Source organism: Pseudomonas sp. 37 R 15 (genome assembly GCF_900004865.1).
Taxonomy (GTDB): domain Bacteria; phylum Pseudomonadota; class Gammaproteobacteria; order Pseudomonadales; family Pseudomonadaceae; genus Aquipseudomonas; species Aquipseudomonas fluorescens_AM.
Map to the genome: position 1 here is coordinate 1 of NZ_CVTV01000057.1, position 20,063 is coordinate 20,063.

The 20,063-nt window shown below is 62.1% G+C and carries 15 protein-coding genes and 2 pseudogenes; 7 read left to right on the top strand and 10 right to left on the bottom strand.

The features are described from left to right. The 6 genes from araG to BFQ04_RS22735 form a co-directional block, all read right to left on the bottom strand. A partial coding sequence (araG, locus tag BFQ04_RS22710; RefSeq protein ID WP_065951036.1) for an L-arabinose ABC transporter ATP-binding protein AraG occupies nucleotides 1–1,376 on the bottom strand: 1,376 nt, incomplete at its 3' end. Next, nucleotides 1,373–2,377 (bottom strand): substrate-binding domain-containing protein, encoded by a 1,005-nt coding sequence (locus tag BFQ04_RS22715; RefSeq protein WP_065952735.1) that lies wholly within the window; start codon nucleotides 2,375–2,377, stop codon nucleotides 1,373–1,375. The genes araG and BFQ04_RS22715, both read right to left, overlap by 4 nt. A 140-nt stretch (nucleotides 2,378–2,517) precedes the next feature. After that, on the bottom strand, nucleotides 2,518–3,381 hold the full coding sequence (locus tag BFQ04_RS22720) for an SMP-30/gluconolactonase/LRE family protein (RefSeq protein ID WP_065952736.1): 864 nt from the start codon (nucleotides 3,379–3,381) through the stop codon (nucleotides 2,518–2,520). 16 nt (nucleotides 3,382–3,397) lie between these two features. Then, a complete protein-coding gene (locus BFQ04_RS22725; RefSeq protein ID WP_065952737.1) occupies nucleotides 3,398–4,978 on the bottom strand; it encodes an aldehyde dehydrogenase (NADP(+)) in 1,581 nt (526 codons plus the stop codon). An 11-nt stretch (nucleotides 4,979–4,989) separates the two neighbouring features. After that, nucleotides 4,990–5,979: an AraD1 family protein gene (gene araD1 / locus BFQ04_RS22730; protein WP_065952738.1), complete on the bottom strand. Its 990-nt coding sequence runs from the start codon at nucleotides 5,977–5,979 to the stop codon at nucleotides 4,990–4,992. A gap of 15 nt (nucleotides 5,980–5,994) precedes the next feature. Further along, nucleotides 5,995–7,317 (bottom strand): MFS transporter, encoded by a 1,323-nt coding sequence (locus BFQ04_RS22735; protein WP_065952739.1) that lies wholly within the window; start codon nucleotides 7,315–7,317, stop codon nucleotides 5,995–5,997. A gap of 192 nt (nucleotides 7,318–7,509) precedes the next feature. Here BFQ04_RS22735 and BFQ04_RS22740 point away from each other — a divergent pair, with 192 nt between their 5' ends. Both BFQ04_RS22740 and BFQ04_RS22745 read left to right on the top strand, forming a co-directional pair. Then, the gene (locus BFQ04_RS22740) at nucleotides 7,510–9,246 is read left to right on the top strand and encodes an IlvD/Edd family dehydratase (protein ID WP_065952740.1); all 1,737 of its coding nucleotides are present in this window, start codon (nucleotides 7,510–7,512) and stop codon (nucleotides 9,244–9,246) included. A 48-nt stretch (nucleotides 9,247–9,294) separates the two neighbouring features. Then, nucleotides 9,295–10,017 carry a FadR/GntR family transcriptional regulator gene (locus tag BFQ04_RS22745; protein WP_065952741.1) on the top strand — a complete coding sequence of 241 codons (723 nt, stop codon included), beginning with the start codon at nucleotides 9,295–9,297 and terminating at the stop codon, nucleotides 10,015–10,017. Between the two features lie 135 nt (nucleotides 10,018–10,152). Here BFQ04_RS22745 and BFQ04_RS22750 read toward each other — a convergent pair whose 3' ends face one another. Together BFQ04_RS22750 and BFQ04_RS22755 are read right to left on the bottom strand one after the other, a co-directional pair. Beyond that, complete coding sequence (locus BFQ04_RS22750) at nucleotides 10,153–12,288, bottom strand: TonB-dependent siderophore receptor (RefSeq protein ID WP_065952742.1); 2,136 nt, start codon at nucleotides 12,286–12,288, stop codon at nucleotides 10,153–10,155. 286 nt (nucleotides 12,289–12,574) lie between these two features. Continuing rightward, complete coding sequence (locus BFQ04_RS22755; protein ID WP_065952743.1) at nucleotides 12,575–13,666, bottom strand: NADH:flavin oxidoreductase/NADH oxidase; 1,092 nt, start codon at nucleotides 13,664–13,666, stop codon at nucleotides 12,575–12,577. A 91-nt stretch (nucleotides 13,667–13,757) separates the two neighbouring features. Here BFQ04_RS22755 and BFQ04_RS22760 point away from each other — a divergent pair, with 91 nt between their 5' ends. Continuing rightward, nucleotides 13,758–14,057, top strand: a complete 300-nt coding sequence (locus BFQ04_RS22760) for an ArsR/SmtB family transcription factor (protein WP_065952744.1) — start codon at nucleotides 13,758–13,760, stop codon at nucleotides 14,055–14,057. Nucleotides 14,058–14,074: 17 nt separating this feature from the next. On the opposite strand, the gene BFQ04_RS22765 is transcribed toward BFQ04_RS22760, so the two are convergent. Together BFQ04_RS22765 and BFQ04_RS22770 are read right to left on the bottom strand one after the other, a co-directional pair. Further along, nucleotides 14,075–15,100 carry a GGDEF domain-containing protein gene (locus tag BFQ04_RS22765; protein WP_065952745.1) on the bottom strand — a complete coding sequence of 342 codons (1,026 nt, stop codon included), beginning with the start codon at nucleotides 15,098–15,100 and terminating at the stop codon, nucleotides 14,075–14,077. Nucleotides 15,101–15,102: 2 nt separating this feature from the next. After that, nucleotides 15,103–15,954, bottom strand: coding sequence for a hypothetical protein (locus BFQ04_RS22770; RefSeq protein ID WP_175413314.1), 852 nt, complete (start codon nucleotides 15,952–15,954; stop codon nucleotides 15,103–15,105). Nucleotides 15,955–16,296: 342 nt separating this feature from the next. Here BFQ04_RS22770 and BFQ04_RS22775 point away from each other — a divergent pair, with 342 nt between their 5' ends. The 4 genes and pseudogenes from BFQ04_RS22775 to BFQ04_RS22785 all read left to right on the top strand — a co-directional run bounded on the left by BFQ04_RS22775 (nucleotide 16,297) and on the right by BFQ04_RS22785 (nucleotide 20,030). Next, on the top strand, nucleotides 16,297–17,187 hold the full coding sequence (locus tag BFQ04_RS22775) for a bestrophin family protein (protein ID WP_065952747.1): 891 nt from the start codon (nucleotides 16,297–16,299) through the stop codon (nucleotides 17,185–17,187). A 143-nt stretch (nucleotides 17,188–17,330) separates the two neighbouring features. Beyond that, nucleotides 17,331–18,410 (top strand): annotated as a pseudogene (locus BFQ04_RS30515) (cache domain-containing protein); the annotation flags it as partial. A gap of 327 nt (nucleotides 18,411–18,737) precedes the next feature. Then, nucleotides 18,738–19,274, top strand: a pseudogene (locus BFQ04_RS30520) (methyl-accepting chemotaxis protein); the annotation flags it as partial. A gap of 165 nt (nucleotides 19,275–19,439) precedes the next feature. After that, nucleotides 19,440–20,030 (top strand): amino acid synthesis family protein, encoded by a 591-nt coding sequence (locus BFQ04_RS22785; protein ID WP_049708911.1) that lies wholly within the window; start codon nucleotides 19,440–19,442, stop codon nucleotides 20,028–20,030. Nucleotides 20,031–20,063 lie beyond the last annotated feature (33 nt).

Sequence of the window (20,063 nt, forward strand, 5' to 3'; positions counted from 1 at the left end):
TCCATCAGGTCGCTGGACACCACGATCACGGCAATGCCCTGCGCCGCGAGGTTGTGGATGATCTGGTAGATCTCGGCCTTGGCGCCGATGTCGATGCCGCGCGTGGGCTCGTCCAGCAGCAGCACTTTCATCGGCATCGACAACCAGCGGCCGAGAATGGCCTTCTGTTGGTTGCCGCCGGACAGGTACATGATCTTCTGCGCCACGTTCGGGGTCTTGACCTTCATGGCCTTGATTTGCCCGTCGGCGTTGCCCTTTTCCCAGCCATCGCGCAACAGCCAGCCGAACGCCGAATGCGCGCCACGGGCACTGATGTTGATGTTTTCGGCGACGCTGGACAGCGGGATGATGCCCTCCTTCTTGCGGTCTTCCGGACACAGCAGCACGCCGGCCGCGATGGCATCGCGCGGTGAGCGTAATTGCAGCGGCTCACCGCACAACTCCAGGCTGCCGGCACTGGCGCGTTCCAGGCCGCTGAGCAGACGGAACAGTTCCGTGCGCCCTGCCCCCACCAAGCCGAACAGGCCGAGAATTTCGCCTTTGCGCACGTTGAAACTGATCGGTTCGCGCAGGCCGGGGCCGAGCAGGCCGTCAACCTTCAGGGCGACGTCGCCATGCTCGCGCGGGCGATAGTCGTAGATGTCCTGGATATCGCGCCCGACCATGCAGGTCACCAACTGATCGTGGCTCAGCGCGCTCATGTCCTCGAAGGTGCGCACGAAGCGGCCGTCCTTGAACACCGTCACCGCATTGCAGATACGGAACACTTCTTCCATGCGATGCGAGACGTAGAGCACCACTTTGCCCTCATCGCGCAGGCGCGTGATGATCGCCATCAAGCGGTCGATCTCCCGCGCCGAGAGGCTGCTGGTCGGTTCATCGAAGGCAATCACATGGGCGCCACGGGACAGCGCCTTGGCGATTTCCACCAATTGGCGCTGACCCAGGGACAGGCGCCCGAGCTTTTCCTCGGGATCGATTTCATCGGCCAGGCCCTTGAGGCACGCCAGCGCCTGCTGGCGCAGCACGCCGCGGTTGACCACGCCAAAGCGCGACGGCAGATGCCCGAGGAACAGGTTTTCGGCGACGGTCATTTCCGGCACCAGGTGCAGCTCCTGATGGATCACCGCCACACCGCTGGCAATGCTGTCGGCGGCGTTCTTGAAGGCCATGGTCTGCTCGCCGATCTGCACCGTGCCGCTGCTGGGAATATAGGCGCCGCCGAGGATCTTCAGCAGCGTCGATTTACCCGCACCGTTCTCGCCCATCAGGGCGTGCACTTGCCCCGGGTGGGCGGTGAAGCTGATGCCATCGAGCGCCTTGACCCCAGGGAAGGTTTTGCCGATACCGTCAAAACGCAGGGCCGCAGCGGTCATTTCCACAGCCCGATCTTGGTCAGTTCTTCCTGGAAGTTGGCGCGGGTGATCAAGGTCACTTCGTCCATGGCGGTGTATTTGGCCGGTTCCTTGCCGGTGGTGACCCACTCGTACATTGCCAGCGCGGTGTTGTAGCCCTCGATATGCGGGCTTGGCAGCATCGAGCCGAAGAAGCCGCTGTCGGCTTTCTTCAATTCGCCGATGGCGTCGGTGCCATTGATGCCGATGCCGATCACGTTGGCGGCCTTGAAGCCGGCGCTTTCGGTAGCACGTACGCCGCCGAGCACGGTGTTGTCGTTCATGCCGCCGATGATCAGGTTTTTCGCGCCGCTGGGCAGCTTGACCAGGGCCGAGTTGGTGGCGTCCATGCTGCCGGGCACGTCGAGGGTTTTAAGCGCGGCGGTGAGGATGTGGTCCTTGGGAATGCCGGCTTCTTCCAGGGATTTGATCGAACCGTCGGTGCGTTTCTTGCCGGTGTCGAGTTCGTTGAAGGTGTTGATCACCGCGTAGGTGTCCTTCCAGTCCCACCCGCGTTTTTTCGCTTCGGCGGCCATGGCGGCGCCCTGCTTCTGGCCCACTTCAAACGCGGCCATGCCCAGGTACGGCACGTCTTCCATGAAGTTGCCCTTGGCGTCGACGAAGCGGTCGTCCACGGCCATCACTTTGAGGCCGTTGACCTTGGCCTTGGCGACGATGGCCGGGCCCAGGGACACATCCGGCGGGCAGATCACAAAGCCCTTGGCGCCGTTGGCGGCCAGGCTGTCGATGGCCGACAGGGTTTTCTCGCCATCCGGCACGGCGATCTTGATCACGGTGAAACCGTGCTCCTTGCCGGCTTTTTCGGCGAAGGCCCATTCGGTCTGGAACCAGGGTTCTTCGGCCTGCTTGACCAGGAAGCCGATCTTCACTTCTTCAGCGGCCAGCAACAGCCCGCTCAAGCTCATGGCCGAGACCGCCACAGCGGCGCAGCACAGGGAACGCAAACCAGGACGACGATTCATACGGGTGACTCCTTGTTGTTGTTTTGTGTTTTTTTTGTAGGAGCGAGCTTGCTCGCGAAAAACCTGAGAGCCCCGCGTTCATCCAGGATGAACGCGTTGTCGTTGACGTTTTTTCGCGGGCAAGCCCGCTCCTACAGGGTTTATCCGGCAAAGCGATGGCAAGGTTTGCCAGGGACATCAACTTCTATGGCCAGCACCGCACCGTCCAGGGGGTGAGCCAGGGGGCTGGCGGCGCTGGTGATATACAGGGTGGTGAGGTTGGGGCCACCGAACACACAACTGGTCGGACGGCTGACCGGCAGTTCGATGATGCGGTCCACCTGACCGTCGGGCGCAAGGCGCAGCAGGCAACTGCCGTCCCAGCGCGCATTCCAGATATAGCCTTGCGCGTCCATGGCCGAGCCGTCCGGCCCGCCGCGCTCGTGCGGACCGAACCACACCTGTGCCGGTGCAAGCTGGCCATCGGCGTGGATCGAATGCTGATAGAGCGTGCCATCCAGGCTGTCGCCAAAGTGCACCTGGCTACCCTCCTCGTTCCACAGCAAGGTATTGGGAATGCCCAGCCCGCTGAGCAACGGCGTGACCTGCGCATCGGCATCGATGCGAAACAGGCCGCCGGAGCGTCGCGTGACGGGCAGGTCTTCACCCTGCTCGCCGATATTGTTTTGCATGGTGCCCAGCCACAGTCGGCCCTGGGCATCACAGCGCGCTTCATTGCCACGGTTGCCCGCTTGCGGGTCGGCGACGCACAGCAGGGTCAAGGCTTCGGTGCTCAAGTCCAGCCGGTACACACCGCTGCTCAGGGTCACCAGTGCATCGCCGCTTTCACAGGGAATGAACGCCGAGACGTGCTCGGGCAATTGCCAGACCCGCAACTGCCCGCCCATCAGGCGCAGCGCCTGCCGGGCGGCGATATCCACCCAATAAAGGGCCTGGGACCGCCCATCCCAGAACGGCCCTTCGCCCAACCGGGCACGGTGTGAGGTGACTGCGCTCAACGTCATGAAGCCTCCGGGTGACTTACAGCGATTCGCGAGACGGCGCGCCATCCACCAGCCGCTGGATACGCAGCGGGTTGGCGTTCTTCAGCGCGTCGGGCAGCAGGCTGTCAGGGTAGTTCTGGAAACACACCGGGCGCAGGAAACGATCGATGGCCAAGGTGCCGACCGAGGTGCCACGGGCATCGGAGGTGGCCGGGTATGGCCCGCCGTGCACCATCGAATCGCAGACTTCCACGCCGGTGGGGTAACCGTTGAGCAGGATGCGCCCGACTTTCTGCTCCAGCAGCGGCGTCAGCTCGGCGAACTGTTGCAGATCGGCCGGCTCGCCAATGATCGTAGCCGTCAACTGCCCGTGCAGGCCGTGCAAGGCGGCGCTGAGCTGGGCCTGGTCGGCGACTTCGACAAACACCGTGGTGGGGCCGAAGACTTCTTCCTGCAGCACTTCGTCGCCGTCGATCAACAGGCGTGCATCGGCTTTGAACAGTTGCGGCTGCGCCTGGTTGCCCGATTGCGCGTTGCCTGCCAGGTGCTCGATCCCGGCGTGGGACCGGAGTTTTTCCAGGCCCTTGCCGTAGCTGCCCAGGGTACCGGCGTTGAGCATGGTCTGCGCCGGTTGATCGGCGATCAGTTGCGCCACTTGTTGAGTAAATGCCGTGAATTCGGGCGACGCGATGCCGATCACCAGGCCTGGGTTGGTGCAGAACTGGCCGCAGCCTTGCACCACCGAAGCGGTCAGGTCGCGGGCCACGCTTTCAGCCCGTGCCTTGAGGGCCTGGGGCAATACGATCACCGGGTTGATGCTCGACATCTCGGCAAACACCGGGATCGGTTGCGGGCGTGCTGCCGCCATGTCGCACAGGGCACGACCGCCCTTGAGCGAACCGGTAAAGCCCACTGCCTGGATCGCCGGATGCTTGACCAGCGCTTCGCCGACGCCGCCGCCAAAGATCATGTTGAATACACCGGCTGGCATCTCGGTGGCTTCTGCTGCGCGGATGATCGCGTTGGCGACCTGTTCGGCCGTGGCCATGTGACCGCTGTGCGCCTTGAAGACCACCGGGCAACCTGCCGCCAACGCCGCCGCGGTATCGCCACCCGCCGTGGAAAAAGCCAGCGGGAAGTTGCTTGCGCCAAACACGGCCACCGGGCCGAGGCCGATGCGGTATTGACGCAGGTCCGGGCGTGGCAGCGGCTGGCGATCCGGCAGTGCCTTGTCGATGCGTGCACCGTAGAAATCACCGCGTCGCAGCACGCTTGCGAACAGGCGCATCTGGCCGCTGGTACGCCCACGCTCGCCCTTGATACGCGCAGCCGGCAAGGCGGTTTCGCGGCACACCAACTCGACGAAGTTATCGCTCAGGGCATCCAGTTCGTCGGCGATCGCATCCAGAAACTGCGCGCGCCGTGCCGCACTCAATGCGCGGTAGGCGGGATATGCCTGCGCGGCCGCCTTGGCGGCGGCGTCGACTTCTTCCGGGGTGGCCTGATAGAAATCCTGAGGCAAGGCCTGGCCGGTGGTCGCGTCGACGCTTTGCAGCTTGACGCTGCCGTTGGCGCTGCGCTGGCCGCCGATATAGTTGTGGCCGAGGAACTGGGTCATGGGGCTCTCCTTTAAAGGGTGATGACGTTGCCGGGTTCGAATGCCGCATCGCTGCTGCCGACACGGTTGACCAGCGGCGCGCCGAACTCGGCCTGGCTGATCTCGAACACATCGCCGGCCTGGGTACGTATACCGTCGGCAAATGACAGCGTGGCGGTGCCGAAGAAGTGAATATGCACATCGCCGGGCTTGAGGAACTGACGGTATTTGAAGTGGTGGTACTCGAGGTTTTCCAGGCTGTGGCACATATTGGCCTCGCCGCTGAGGAATTCGTTCCGCCAGATTTCCTCGCCGTTGCGCAGGATACGGCTGGTACCCGCCAGGTGCTGGGGCAACTCGCCCACGCGCACTTCCGGGCCATAGCTGCAACTGCGCAGTTTGGAATGGGCCAGGTACAGGTAGTTCTTGCGCTCCATGATGTGGTCGGAGAACTCGTTACCCACCGCAAAGCCCACACGATAGGGCTTGCTGTCCGGGCCGATCACGTAGAGGCCACCGATTTCCGGCTCTTCACCGGCATCTTCGGCAAACGGCGGCACCGGGAAGGCAGCGCCCGGGCGCACGACGGTGCTGCCGTCGCCCTTGTAGAACCACTCCGGTTGCACGCCCGCCTGGCCGGCCGCCGGCTTGCCGCCCTCCACGCCCCATTTGAAGATGCGCATGGTGTCGGTCAAGGCGGTCTCGTCGCCCGCCTGGTGCATCTTGTCGCGTGCCGAGGCGCTGCCCAGGTGGGTCAGGCCGGTGCCGCTGATCAGCATGTGCGCGGGGTCCGGATGATCCAGCGGCGGCAGGACCTTCAGGTCGGCCAGCAGGCTCGCATAGTCGTGGCTGTCGCCCAGACCGAGGCCGTGCACCTGTTGTTCCAGGCTCACGCCCGCTTCGATGGCGGCCAGGGCCAGTTCGCGCACGCTGCGCGCCGTGCGCACCTCACGCAGTTGACTGCCCGCGACGACGCCGACGCGGCGTTCGCCGTTGCTTGACTCGAACTGAACTAAACGCATGAATTTTCTCCCAGATTAAGGTCGTGTGGCGCCACGGGCGCTGGCGGCGAATTGGTCGACGGGCAGCACATGCTTGCGCTCCAGCACGCGGTAGACCACGCCGGTCAAGACCAGCCCGAACACCATCACCGCAGACAGGAAATACAGGCCCGAGGCCAGGTTGCCGGTGTATTCCTTGAGCGCACCGATCACGAACGGGCCGATATAGCCGCCGAGGTTGCCCACCGAGTTGATCAACGCAATACCCGCCGCCGCACTGGCGCCGGCAAAGAACCGCCCCGGCAAGGTCCAGAACACCGCCGTGCAGGAAAACATGGCGAATGCGGCCAGGCACAGCGCGGCCATTTGCAGCACTGGCGCGCTCAGCCAGGCGCTTGAGAACAGGCCGATGGCGCCCAGCACATAGAGCACGGCGAGATGGCCATAACGGTCGTTCAGGCGGTCGGAACTGCGCGGAATGATCAGCAAACCGATGATGCCGAAGAGGTAGGGCACGGCCGAGATGAAGCCGGTAGTGAGGTCACTGCCGCCAAACTGCTTGATCAAGGTCGGCAGCCACAGGCCCAGGCCGTAGATGCTCAGGGTCACCGGCAGGTAGAACAGCGCCAGCAGCAACACGCGCTTGTCTTTCAACGCATGCAGCGGGTTGCCATGGCGGGTCTGGCCGTAGGCTTGCAGGTCTTTGTTCAACTCACCCGTGAGCCAGGCCTTTTCTTCCTCGCTCATCCACTTGACCTGTTTGGGACCGTCCGGCAGGTAGCGCAGCACCGGCCAGGTCAGCAGGATCGCCGGGGTGCCGATCACGATAAACAGCCACTGCCAGCCGTGCAGGCCGAGAATCCCATCCATGCCCAGCAGGCCACCCGACACCGGGCCGGTGATCATCATCGCGATGGGTTGGGAGAGAATGAACAGCCCGAGGATCTTGCCGCGATGGCGCACCGGGAACCATTGGGTGATGTAGTACAAAACGCCGGGAAAGAACCCCGCCTCGGCCGCGCCAAGCAGAAAGCGCATCACATAGAAGCTGTGCGGCCCCTGCACAAAGGCCATGCCGATGGTGATGGTGCCCCAGGTGATCATGATGCGCGCAAACCAGCGCCGCGCGCCGAAGCGGTCGAGCATCAGGTTGCTGGGAATCTCGAACAGGAAGTAGCCAATGAAGAACAACCCCGCGCCCAGGCCATAGGCCGCATCGCCGATGCCGACGTCGGCGCCCATGTGCAGCTTGGCGAAGCCCACGGCGGAGCGGTCCACATAGGCAATCAGGTACAGCAGGATCAGGAAGGGAATCAGTTTCAGCGTGATGCGCCGAATAAGCCGCAGTTCCTGGCTCATGGGGTCGATCTCCGATTGTTGTTTTTATAGAAGCTCGGGGGACGCCTCTCGCGAAAATCCGCCAGGGTCATACCTCAGTTGAGAAAGACTATATAGTAGGACTATTTACAAAACAACTCTTCCAAAGCTTGGTTTTTGCGCTTATGTTTAGCTACGGTTAGAACATATAGTCATACAATAAGAGAATCGATCATGTCTGATAAAAAGCCCGGCCTACGCTCCGCCCAGTGGTTCGGTACTGCCGACAAGAACGGCTTCATGTACCGCAGCTGGATGAAGAACCAGGGCATTGCCGACCATCAGTTCCATGGCAAGCCGATCATCGGCATCTGCAACACCTGGTCGGAGCTGACCCCGTGCAACGCGCATTTCCGCCAGATCGCCGAGCACGTCAAACGCGGCGTGATCGAAGCCGGTGGCTTCCCGGTGGAATTTCCGGTGTTCTCCAACGGCGAATCCAACCTGCGCCCTACCGCCATGCTCACGCGCAACCTGGCGAGCATGGATGTGGAAGAGGCGATTCGCGGCAACCCGATCGATGGCGTGGTGTTGCTGACCGGCTGCGACAAAACCACCCCGGCGCTGCTGATGGGCGCCGCCAGTTGCGATGTGCCGGCCATCGTTGTCACCGGCGGGCCGATGCTCAACGGCAAGCACAAGGGCCAGGACATCGGCTCGGGCACGGTGGTGTGGCAGCTCAGCGAACAGGTCAAGGCCGGCACCATCACCCTGGATGATTTCCTTGCGGCCGAAGGCGGCATGTCGCGCTCGGCGGGTACCTGCAACACCATGGGCACCGCGTCGACCATGGCCTGCATGGCCGAGGCGCTGGGCACTTCCCTGCCGCACAACGCAGCGATCCCGGCGGTGGATGCGCGGCGTTACGTACTGGCGCACATGTCGGGCATGCGCGCGGTGGAGATGGTGCGTGAAGACTTGAAGCTGTCGAAAATCCTCACCAAGGAAGCCTTCGAAAACGCGATCCGCGTGAACGCGGCCATCGGCGGTTCGACCAACGCGGTGATTCACCTGAAAGCCATCGCCGGGCGCATCGGCGTCGAGCTCGACCTGGATGACTGGACCCGCATCGGACGTGGCATGCCGACCATCGTCGATTTGCAGCCGTCGGGGCGCTTTTTGATGGAGGAGTTCTACTACGCCGGTGGCCTGCCCGCCGTGTTGCGACGCCTGGGCGAAGCCGACCTGATCCCGCACCCGAACGCCCTGACCGTGAACGGCAAGTCGCTGGGCGAGAATACCAAGGACTCACCGATCTACGGCCAGGACCAGGTGATCCGCACCCTCGATAACCCGATCCGCGCCGACGGCGGCATCTGCGTGCTGCGCGGCAACCTGGCGCCACTGGGTGCGGTGCTCAAGCCGTCGGCCGCCAGCGCCGAGCTGATGCAGCACCGGGGCCGCGCGGTGGTGTTCGAAAACTTCGACATGTACAAGGCCCGCATCAACGACCCGGCGCTGGACGTGGACGCCAACTCGATCCTGGTCATGAAAAACTGCGGGCCCAAGGGTTACCCAGGCATGGCCGAGGTCGGCAATATGGGCCTGCCGGCCAAGCTGCTGGCCCAGGGCGTGACGGATATGGTGCGCATTTCCGATGCGCGCATGAGTGGCACCGCTTACGGCACGGTGGTGCTGCACGTGGCGCCGGAAGCCGCGGCCGGCGGGCCCTTGGCCGCGGTGAAGGAAGGCGACTGGATCGAACTGGACTGCGCCAATGGCCGCTTGCACCTGGACATCCCCGACGCAGAGCTGGCGGCGCGCATGGCCGACCTGGCGCCCACCGAAAAACTCATCGTCGGCGGCTATCGCCAGCTGTACATCGACCATGTGCTGCAGGCCGACCAGGGCTGCGACTTTGACTTCCTGGTGGGCTGCCGTGGCGCCGAAGTCCCACGGCATTCCCACTAATTGGGATGCTATGATGCGGCGAATCTAAGCCAGAGCCTGCCCGTCGTTATGGATCACCAGCCGCCCAAGCCGCGCAAGAGCATGCATGCCCAGATCGTTCAGGACTTGGGCATGCACATCGTTTCCGGTCGCTTCAAGCCCGAAGAAAGACTGCCCATGGAAGCCACGCTGTGCGAGGAATACAAGGTCAGCCGTTCGGTGCTCCGCGAGGCGACCCGGGTGCTCAGCGCCAAGGGCCTGGTGTATTCCAAGCCCCGGGTGGGCGCCGTGGTGCGGCCGCGCTTGAAATGGCACCTGCTCGACCCGGACGTGCTGTCCTGGTTGATGCAGTCCACGCCCCACAGTGAATTCTTCAACACCCTGGCTGGGGTGCGGCGCATTCTCGAACCGGAAATCGCCGCCATGGCCGCGACCACCGCCACCGATGAAGACATCGCCACCATCGAACACGCCTACCAGGGCATGGAAACCGCCAAGACCCACGACGAGCTGTTGCAGGCCGACCTGGATTTTCACCGCGCGATTGCCGACGCCACGCGCAACGACCTGCTCGCCTACATGTGCAACATGCTCTCGCTGCCCTTGCGCGAATCGATCAACATCACCAACCGCCGCCCGGACATCCAGGGCCTGAGCCTGCCCCGGCACAAGGCGATTCTGACCGCGATCCAGAACCGCGATGCACTGGGCGCGCGGCATGCCTCGCTGGTGCAGTTGGATGACACGCGGGTGGCGCTGGATACGGTGATGAATGTGTTGACGCCGTTGTAGCGCGCCCAGGGTATAAATGGGATCAAATGTGGGAGGGGGCTTACCCCCGATGGCAGTGGATCAGTCTCAATATTTTTGACTGATACACCGCCATCGGGGGCAAGCCCCCTCCCACATCTGGAACTGTGTACAACCTCAGAGGGTGTAGGCGATTCCGACCTGCACCGTGCGCGGTGCGCCTGGGTAGGCGTAGATATTGCCGAAGGCGCCCTCTTCATACTCACGGTTGAACAGGTTTTTCACGTCCAGATTGACGCGTACCTGTTCGTTGATTTTGTAGTAACCGAGCAGATCGACCACGGTGTACGCGTCCATCGAGAAGGCCGTGTTGGCGGTCTGGCCGGCGCGCTGGTCGACGTATTTGCCGCCGGCGCCAAGGCCCAGCCCTTTCAGAGCGCCGTCCTGGAACTCGTAGACGTTGAGCAGGCTGAAGCTGTTGCGCGGGATGTTCATCAAGCGCGTGCCGGAGCGCAATGTGTTGTCGCGGGTGACTTCGGCATCCACGTAGGCGTAACCGCCGATCATGCGCCACTCGGGTGTGAGGTTGCCCGCCACGTTCAGGTCGAACCCGCGGCTGCGCACCTGGCCGGCAGCGACGCTGAAGGTGTTGTCCACCGGGTCGGTGGTCAGCACGTTTTTCTTGTCGATCTGGTAGATCGCCGCGTCGACGCTCAGTTGGCGGTCAAGCGCTTCCCACTTGATACCCATCTCGTAGGACTTGCCCTTCTCCGGTGCGAAACCACCGCCCTCACGGCTGGCGCCGGTGTTGGGCTTGAACGAACGTGCGGCGTCGGCATACACCGCGACGGTGTCGGTAAGGTCGTAGATCACCCCCACTCGCGGGGTGACGGCATTGTCGGCGGCCTGCCAGTTTTTACTGCCCGGCACGAAGGTGTCGTAAGCGTGTTCAAAACGTTCGAAGCGCGCACCCGCGAGCACTTTCAAGCGTTCGGTCAAGGCGACCTGATCCTGCACAAACGCGGCGTAGGTCTTGAGGTTTTCTTTGTCGTGGGTGGGCGTGCGGGTCAGCGCCGGACGAGGCTGGCCGTACACCGGGTTGAAGATGTCGATTGGGTAAGTCCCCGCAGCGGCGCTGGAACGCTGGATGATCGACTTGTAATCGTAGTCCTCGTACTCCACGCCTGTGAGCAAGGTGTGGTCGAACCCGCCAGTGGAAAAATGCCCGGTCAGGTTGAGCTGGTAGTCCTTGTCGGTCCACTCCAGCTTGCGGTAGTTGAAGTTGCGTTGCAGGGTGCGGCCGTCGGCGTCCAGGCTGCCCGGCCCGTTGGCCTCGATGGCGTTGCCTTTCAAACTGCCGTCCAGCCACTGGAAGCCGCCGCCGAGGGTCCAGTTGTCGTTGAGCGCATGTTCGAAACGCAATTGCGCCATGTTGTTGTCGTTGTGCAGCTTGCCGGCGTCCTTGTCGCCCCAGAACGTGTCGCGCGAGGGCGTGCCGCGCTGGTTGGGCAAGCGCGTCAGGCCACGGTCCAGCGGATGATTGTTGCGCATGAAGTCGCCTTCGAAGATCACCTTGGTGTCATCGCTGGCCTGCCAGGTGATAACCGGCGCCACGCCGTAACGCTCGGTCTCGACGTGATCGCGAAAGGTGTCGCCGCCCTCGCCCACCACGTTCAGGCGATAGGCCAGGCGGCCTTCTTCGTCCAGCGGGCCGGAGGCGTCCAGGGTGCCGCGCTGCATGCCCTGGTCATTGACTTGGCTGCCCAGGGTGACGCTGCGTTCGGCCAGCGGCTGCTTGGACACCACGTTGAACGTGCCACCCGGGTCGCCACGGCCGTAGAGCATGGTCGCGGGGCCGCGCAATACCTCCAGGCGCTCGATGGTATTGGCATCCGGCATGTTCGGGTAACCCCGATTGATCGGGAAGCCGTTGCGGTAAAACTCACCGGTGGTGAAGCCACGCACGGTGAAGGTGGTCAGGCCCTGGCCACCGAAATTGTTGGCGCGGCCCACGCCGCCGGCATAGTCGAGGGCATCCTGCAGGCGCGTTGCGCCGATGTCTTCAACCACATCCTTGGACACCACGCTGATGGACTGCGGAGTTTCATGAATCGAAGTGTCGGTGCGCGTCGCACTGGCTGATCGTGTGGCGTGGTAGCCCTGCACCGGTCCCTGGGCCGACTCGAAATCCGCCGTGGCGGTCACATTGGTCGCTTGCAGCTCAATGCCGGCTTTGTCAGCAGGGGCGTCCTCTGCCCAGGTAAAGGGCGAAAACGCCTGAAGCACACAGATGGAAATCAGGGTACGACGCATGGATGTTGAACCTAGTGAATGAGCCAGATGGGGCGGCAAACCTGCCAAGAATTCGCCGCGCATCATATATCAAACAATTCTCGTTTGATATCGGTTCTCATTTGTTGTTTTTCGTGTATCAACGTTGTATGGAGTGGCTTGGAATTATCTGAGGCATGAAAAACAAAATGTGGGAGGGGGCTTGCCCCCGATAGCGGTGTATCAGTCGAAACTATCGAGACTGACCCACTGCTATCGGGCGCAAGCCCCCTCCCACAGGAAAGCGGCTACCCTACAACCCGCTAGCTCAACGATAGCGTTCCAACCAATGCGCGTAAGGCGCCGGCAGGGTCCAGGACGATTTGTCCACGCCCAGCTCCTTGGCCGCAAAGTAGGCCCAATGCGGATCCGCCAGGTGTGCACGGCCCACCGACACCAGGTCAAGATGCCCGGCCTGCAGCGCGCCTTCGGCCAGTTGCGGCGTACCAAAGCCCCATGCCGACGTCACCGGAATGCCCGCTTCGCGGCGCACACGCTCGGCGATCGGGCCCATGAAGGCCGGCCCCCACGGGATGTTGGTGTCGGGAATAGTGAACCCGACGCTGACGCTCAGCAGGTCCAGACCACCGGCCTTGAAGCGGCGAGCCAGTTCGATGGACTCGGTCAGGGTCTGCTCATCGCGACCGTCGTATTCGATCACACCGAAGCGTGCGGTAAGCGGCAGGTTTTCTGGCCAGACTTCACGCACGGCGGCCAGGGTTTCCAGGAGGAAGCGGCTGCGGTTGTCGAAGCTGCCACCGTAGGCGTCGGTACGCTGGTTGGAGTGTTCGGAGAAAAAGCTCTGGCCCAGGTAACCATGGGCGAAGTGCAGTTCGATCCACTCAAAACCGGCATCACGGGCGCGACGGGCGGCGTCGACGAAATCCTGCTGGACGCGGGCGATATCGTCCAGGGTCATGGCACGCGGCACGTTGGGCAGGTTCGCGCCGAACGCGATCGCCGACGGGGCGATGGTTTCCCAGCTACGGGCATCCGAGGCAGGGATGTGGTCGTCACCTTCCCATGGACGATTGGCGCTGGCTTTGCGACCGGCGTGGGCAATCTGGATGCCCGGTACGGAACCTGCGGCCTTGATGGCCTTGACCATCGGCACGAAGGCCTCGGCATGGGCATCGCTCCAGATACCGGCGCAGCCTGGGGTGATACGCCCCTCCGGCGCGACGGCAGTGGCCTCGACCACCAGCAGGCCGGCACCGCCGCGGGCCATGCCGGCCAGGTGCACGTGGTGCCAATCATTGACCATGCCGTCGTTGGCCATGTATTGGCACATCGGTGGAATGGCAATGCGATTGCGCAGGGTAACGTCTTTGAGTTTGAACGGTTCGAATAAAGCAGACATCAGATACTCCGAGGGAAAGGTGAGTGATTCGATAGTTCGATGGTAATCGAACTATGGTATTCAGTGCTACCCCCCTGTTATGATTCGCCCCATGCGCGCCTTCAAACACCCTACCCCGCAAGAACTCACGCTGGAGCGTCTGCTCTACGCTCTCAGCGACCCCGTGCGCCTGGACATCGTGCGCTGCCTGGCCGGCGTGCCCGAAGCCACCTGTGGCGAACTGGACGGTGGGCGACCCAAATCCAGCATGTCCCATCACTTCAGGGTATTGCGCGACGCCGGCCTGGTGAACACGCGCAATGTGGGCACCACCCACATGAACTCATTGCGGCGTGAAGAGCTCGAGGAGCGCTTCCCCGGGTTGCTGGCCAGTGTGCTGGCCCAGCGCTGACCGACTCGACCCGCGCTTCAGGCCGCGACGGGGCGCAGCGGTGCGCCATCCAGATGCACACAGTCCTTGCCATTGCGCTTGGCGCCATACAGGTTCTTGTCGGCGATCTTGAGTACCATCGACAGTTCGTCACCTGACGCAAAGCGCGCCATGCCGGCACTGCACGTATAGTTGTGCGGGGCCGCGACGCTGCAACGGATCGCCTGCAGCAAATCCAGCACAAACTCGCAGGCAAGCGCCGGGTCATCGCCTTGCAACAGCACCCCGAACTCTTCCCCGCCGATCCTGCCAAAGCTGTAGCTGCCTTTGGCGTTTTTCAGGCAGAGCGCCATGGCGCGCAGAATCTTGTCCCCGACGTCGTGGCCATACAGGTCGTTCATGGCCTTGAAACTGTCGATGTCGAGCATGATGAAGTAGCCACCGTGGCCACTGTCGAGCAACTTTTCGAAGCTCTGCATGAACGCTCGCCGGTTGAGGATAGACGTCAGGTAATCGGTCTCGGCCAAGGCGCGAAACTCACTTTCCACCAGCAACACCGAACGCAGGTTCTTCAAGTACGAGTAACTGAGGATAAAACCGATCGACACCGACGAGGCGCAAAATATCAACAGATAACCCTGGGTTGCGGCATACAGCTCGGCCTGCATGGGCGACCACAGGATGAGCCACACCGACAGCGCGCCGACCAGATAGTCCTGAACGCTGATAAACAGGATGGCGCTGCCGACCACCAGGGTGACCGCCAAGGGCAAGCCATAGATACGCAGTTGCGGATTCAAGTGAATCACATAGGCAAAACCCACGGACAACAGCACGATATAGATCACCCCCAGCAATCGCCACAGCAGAAAGTTCGTGGTCAGCGAATGAACACGGCAGACAAGCAACAGGCCAAGGGTGACACTCAACATACAGAGATCGAACAGCGTGGCCTGGATCCAACCGATACCGGTCCAGGCAATGATGCCTATCCATTCGGCTTGCGTGACCGCAGGCGACAGCAACCTGCGCATCCTGGGTCTTAACTTCAAGTGAGCCGGCATCCTTACGCTCCCATTTCAATAGCATGCAGGCCTACCGCAAATGAAAAGGCCATGAACCGCTTTACCAGGCTGACGAAGGGTGGCAGCACTTCCAGGCGGGTCTTGGAGTGCGCTTTGAAATAGCCCTTTTCCACGCCCTCTTGAACCATTCGGATAATGTGGGTCTTGGACACCGAAAGTTGCTTGGCCAATGCCAGATAGGACGATGACCTGAACGTTGCCCGATCATTTTCCGGCGCAAAGGCATCGTTATAAATGGCCAGCATCAACAGGTGTCCGGCGTCTCTTTTCACCAGCCAGTAACACTCGGGCAGCAATACATCGACCGTAAGGTCGGCGTCGAGAATAATGGCAAAGCCCCTGAAGTAGAGGGCCAGGAAGCCGCGATCATCCAACTCGCGCATTTGCCGGAAGATCGCCCGGTCAGGGTACAGCCGCGCCAACGACTCAGTGAGCGAGGTCAACATCAAGCGTGCTTCGCGGCAGGCCTCGTCCGAGGGCGCATACACCCGAAAACGACTGTCTTCCGGGTGCGGCGCCACCTCCATGAAGCCCAGCGCGCGTAGTAACAGAAACATTGACTCCAGGCTGTTTTTCGAACAATACCTGCGCGTTACGCACAGGGTTTTAACTTCGGACAACAACGGTAACGGTGTGGCGAAGTACTCACTCAATAACGCAAACGACACCATCAAACGACTGTATTTAAGTGCACTCTTGTAGAAAAACGGTCGTCTGGAATAGGGCACGAGCAGCACGTGGTAATGCGCTCTCAAGCACGATTCAAAATCCTTATGACGTTCGAGCGCTTGCGCGGTATTACACATAGCCGACTTCAACGAACTGACATGCATGAAAGAGCCCTGATCATCCAACTTGATTCCTGATCTCAGCTACGAAATCCCTGCAGCCCGGCCCCAAAACAAATCACGTGGTAAACCCTGCGGTTAATGGCTTTTTGCCTCGAACGCAATGTACAGCGATTGCTGCGCAAGACGTCATCAATACCAAAGTTGTTCCAGTTTCCCGGGTGGCCTCAGGCCTCGGCAGTTCGAAGATGCTTCCTGTTACATTCCTGCCGACACAGGGCCTTGCCGTGACTAAAACATCCAACCGGGTCTCGCCGGGCGAACCTTCATCCGCCATCGGCGTCGTAACCTGGCACTGTCGCCAACTGCACGCCGCGAGGTTCTCGTTTGAAAGCTGCCCTTCTCAAGAAATACCGCCTGATCATCAAGACCATGGGCTATGTGGGCTGGGCCCTGTTCTGGCTGTTGTTGTGGGATATCGCCGTCACGGTGGATTTCATGCTGTTCCTCAACACCAAGATCAACCTGCCGCTGATGCCCCTGACCTTGCTGGGTTCGGCACTGGTGGTGCTGATCAGCTTTCGTAACAGCAGTGCCTACAACCGCTGGTGGGAAGCGCGCACCTTATGGGGCGCGATGGTCAACAACTCGCGCAGCTTCGCGCGCCAGGTGCTGACCCTGCTGGACGATCCCGACAGCGAAGTGAACCCGATCAAATCCACCCTGCTGCGCCGTCATGTGGCCTATGTGAATTGCCTGGCCGCGCACCTCAAGGGCGAGCCCTGCCCGGAGGAAGTGCGCGCGTTCATCCCTGACGAGGAATTCGCGCGCAATGGCGCCACCAACAACTTTGCCAACGATATTCTCACCGGCTCGGCCGCCTTGCTGGCGCGCGAATACAAGGCCGGTCACCTGGACAGCATCCGCCTTGCGCGACTGGAGTCGACCCTGGTGGACCTGTCCAATGCCCAGGGCGGCATGGAGCGCATCGCCAACACGCCGCTGCCCTACCCTTACGTGTATTTCCCACGGCTGTTCATCTCGCTGTTTTGCCTGATCGTCCCCGTGGGCCTGGTGGAATCCCTCGGCTGGTTCACCCCGCTGGCCTCTACGGTGGTGGGCTTCATGCTGCTGGCGATCGAACGTATCGGCACCGACCTGCAAAGCCCGTTTCGCTCCAGCGAACATCAGATCCAAATGGAAGCGATCTGCGAAACCATCGAGAAGAACCTGCAATCCATGCGCCGCGACGCCCTGGCCGGTGATCAAATCGGCTGAGTCCCCGCCCTTCCCCCTCAAGTGCCGGCGCCCTCGGTCGATAAACCGAGGGTACGCATGGCCTCGCCCCCATAACAACGCATGCGACGCTTAGCACGACCGTTTCCCCCTTGCCAAAACTATAAATACCCGCGGGTGAAGTCATGAATATCAAGCAGAAGCTGACATGGGCGTTTGCGGCCATCGCGTGCGTGCCGGTCATCCTGGTCGCCGTTATCGTGGTGCTGAACGTGCGCGAAGGCGCCCTCGCCAACTTTCTCGACAGCAGCGGTCGCGAGATCCGCCAGATCGACAATGGCATGAAGCAGTTTTTCGACGGCATCAGCCAGAACGTGGAGTACGTGGCCAAAGACCCGCGCGTTGTCGCGGCCAAGGACCTGAAAAGCTACGCCGGCGCGGACGCCGCGCAAATCCCCCTCACACCGACCAATACCGAACTGCTGGCGATATTCGACCAGTTCGCCAAAAGCCACCCCAGCACCGCCTACCTGTCCCTGGGCCTGCGCGACGGTGGCTACGCCAGTTGGCCGGACGACACCAAGCTGAACAACTACGACCCACGCGTGCGCCCCTGGTACCAGGCCGCCGTCGCTGCGCCGGGCAAGACCGTGCGCACCGGTGCCTACTACTGGGCCCCGGACGACGTGGTGCTGATCGGTACCGTGCGTACCGTCGCCGATGCCGCCGGCGACATTCTCGGCGTGGTCGGTCTGGACGTATCGCTCAAGCAACTCACTGAACTGGTGCGCACCATCAAGCTTGGCGACAGCGGCTACCTGATGCTGGTGGAAGGCAACGGCAACGTGCTGGTGGACCCCAGCGATGCCAAGCACAACTTCAAGCCCCTGGCCGACCTGGGCCCCAACTACGCCGAACTGGCCAAGGGCGGCGACGGTGTGACCCAGGTCGACATCGACGGCGTGGCCTACATGGCCAACATGGTCAGCTCCAAAGACCTGGGCTGGCGCTTTATCGGGCTGATCAAGCGCGATGAAGTGATGGCCGGCGCCACCCGCCTGACCTGGTTGATCGCGGCCATCGCCGCCGTATTGGCCGTAGTGTTCGCCATCGTCGGCGCGAGTTTCGCCAGCATGATCGTGCGCCCGATTCGCGGCGTGGCCGATGGCCTGCAAGAGATCGCCGAAGGTGAAGGCGACCTCACGCGCCAGCTCAAGGTGCAAGGCAAGGACGAAACCGCCAGTCTGGCCGGCTGGTTCAACCAGTTCCTGAGCATGATCGCCCAACTGGTGCAGCGCATCGGCAACGCATCCTCCGACTTGCAGACCGCCGCCGCCGACACCAGCGAAGTGGCCAATAACATGAACCAGGCCGCCGGTCGCCAGCGCGAAGCCGTGGAACTGGTGAGCACCGCCTTCAACGAAATGGTGGCTACCGCCAATGAAGTGGCCCGCTCATGCAGCGCCGCGGCGGTGAGCGCCGACGAAGGCTATCGCGACGTGCACAACGGCCAGCAGCACATCGGCGAAGCCACCGGCAGCGTGCTCAAGCTCAGCGAAGATCTGCAGAAGTCGACCCAGACCATGCAGTTGCTGGAGCAGGACAGCCAGAACATCAACACCATTCTCGACACCATCCGTTCGATTGCCGAACAGACCAACCTGCTGGCGCTCAACGCCGCGATCGAAGCCGCCCGCGCCGGCGACCAGGGCCGCGGTTTCGCGGTGGTGGCCGACGAGGTCCGCGCCCTCGCCCGACGCACTGCCGACTCCACCGGCGAGATCGACAGCCTGCTGGGCAATCTTGCCCGTCGCACCCAGGAAGTCACCCAACAGATGCAAGGCAGTTTGCTGGTGTCGCACACCAGCGTGGAGCGCATCCAGCAGGCCCGCGACAGCTTCGACAAAATCCGTGGCTCGGTGGACTCGATCCGCGACCAGAACACCCAGATCGCCACGGCCGCCGAAGAGCAGCACCAAGTGGCCGAGGAGATCAACCGACACATCGCGCAGATTCATGCCGATGCACAGCTGGTGGAAGGATTTGCGCATACGGCGCAGACCGGGTCGGGTCGGTTGACCGATATTTCCGGCCAGCTCAAAGGCTTGGTGGGTCGCTTCAAGTTCTGACCTCCCCTCCCAAAGCAGGCGGTGAACCCTTCACCGCCTGATCGCTGCACACCTCACCTCCTCAACAACCCCGCACGCTTGCCCGGGATCTTGCCGCTCGCCTATTGCGCTTCTCGTATTATGGTATACCATCATACGCAGACCCTCACTTAGACGGAGCAGCCCATGAGTTTCGAAATCCGCAAGATCGTCAGTTATGTAGAAGAGACCTTTATCGAGGGCGGCAAAGCCTCCGACACGCCTGTGAAAATGGTCGGTCTGGCCGTGGTGCTGAAAAACCCCTGGCTGGGTCGTGGTTTTGTCGAAGACCTGAAGCCGGAGATCCGCGCCAACTGCTCCGACCTCGGCGCGCTGATGGTCGAGCGCCTGGTGGGCATCATCGGTGGCGCCGAGAACATCGAGGCCTACGGCAAAGCGGCCGTGGTGGGCGCCGATGGCGAGATCGAGCATGCGAGCGCGATCATCCATACCCTGCGCTTCGGCAACCACTACCGTGAAGCGGTCAAGGCCAAGAGCTACCTGAGCTTCACCAACAAGCGCGGCGGCCCGGGTACCTCGATCCAGATTCCGATGATGCACAAGGACGACGAAGGCCTGCGCTCGCACTACATCACCCTGGAAATGCAGATCGAAGACGCGCCGCGCGCTGACGAAATCGTCGTCGTGCTGGGCTGCGCCGATGGCGGTCGCCTGCACCCACGGATCGGCAACCGTTACATCGACCTGGAAGAGCTGGCGGCTGAAAAAGCCCAGTAAGCGACACCGGCCATAAGAAAAAGCATGCAGGAG

Coding starts and splice junctions, on each gene's coding strand:
- BFQ04_RS22715 (WP_065952735.1), bottom strand. CDS start 2,377: ATGAATCGTCGTCCTGGTTTGCGTTCCCTGTGCTGCGCCGCTGTGGCG.
- BFQ04_RS22720 (WP_065952736.1), bottom strand. CDS start 3,381: ATGACGTTGAGCGCAGTCACCTCACACCGTGCCCGGTTGGGCGAAGGG.
- BFQ04_RS22725 (WP_065952737.1), bottom strand. CDS start 4,978: ATGACCCAGTTCCTCGGCCACAACTATATCGGCGGCCAGCGCAGCGCC.
- araD1 (WP_065952738.1), bottom strand. CDS start 5,979: ATGCGTTTAGTTCAGTTCGAGTCAAGCAACGGCGAACGCCGCGTCGGC.
- BFQ04_RS22735 (WP_065952739.1), bottom strand. CDS start 7,317: ATGAGCCAGGAACTGCGGCTTATTCGGCGCATCACGCTGAAACTGATT.
- BFQ04_RS22740 (WP_065952740.1), top strand. CDS start 7,510: ATGTCTGATAAAAAGCCCGGCCTACGCTCCGCCCAGTGGTTCGGTACT.
- BFQ04_RS22745 (WP_065952741.1), top strand. CDS start 9,295: ATGGATCACCAGCCGCCCAAGCCGCGCAAGAGCATGCATGCCCAGATC.
- BFQ04_RS22750 (WP_065952742.1), bottom strand. CDS start 12,288: ATGCGTCGTACCCTGATTTCCATCTGTGTGCTTCAGGCGTTTTCGCCC.
- BFQ04_RS22755 (WP_065952743.1), bottom strand. CDS start 13,666: ATGTCTGCTTTATTCGAACCGTTCAAACTCAAAGACGTTACCCTGCGC.
- BFQ04_RS22760 (WP_065952744.1), top strand. CDS start 13,758: ATGCGCGCCTTCAAACACCCTACCCCGCAAGAACTCACGCTGGAGCGT.
- BFQ04_RS22765 (WP_065952745.1), bottom strand. CDS start 15,100: ATGCCGGCTCACTTGAAGTTAAGACCCAGGATGCGCAGGTTGCTGTCG.
- BFQ04_RS22770 (WP_175413314.1), bottom strand. CDS start 15,954: ATGCATGTCAGTTCGTTGAAGTCGGCTATGTGTAATACCGCGCAAGCG.
- BFQ04_RS22785 (WP_049708911.1), top strand. CDS start 19,440: ATGAGTTTCGAAATCCGCAAGATCGTCAGTTATGTAGAAGAGACCTTT.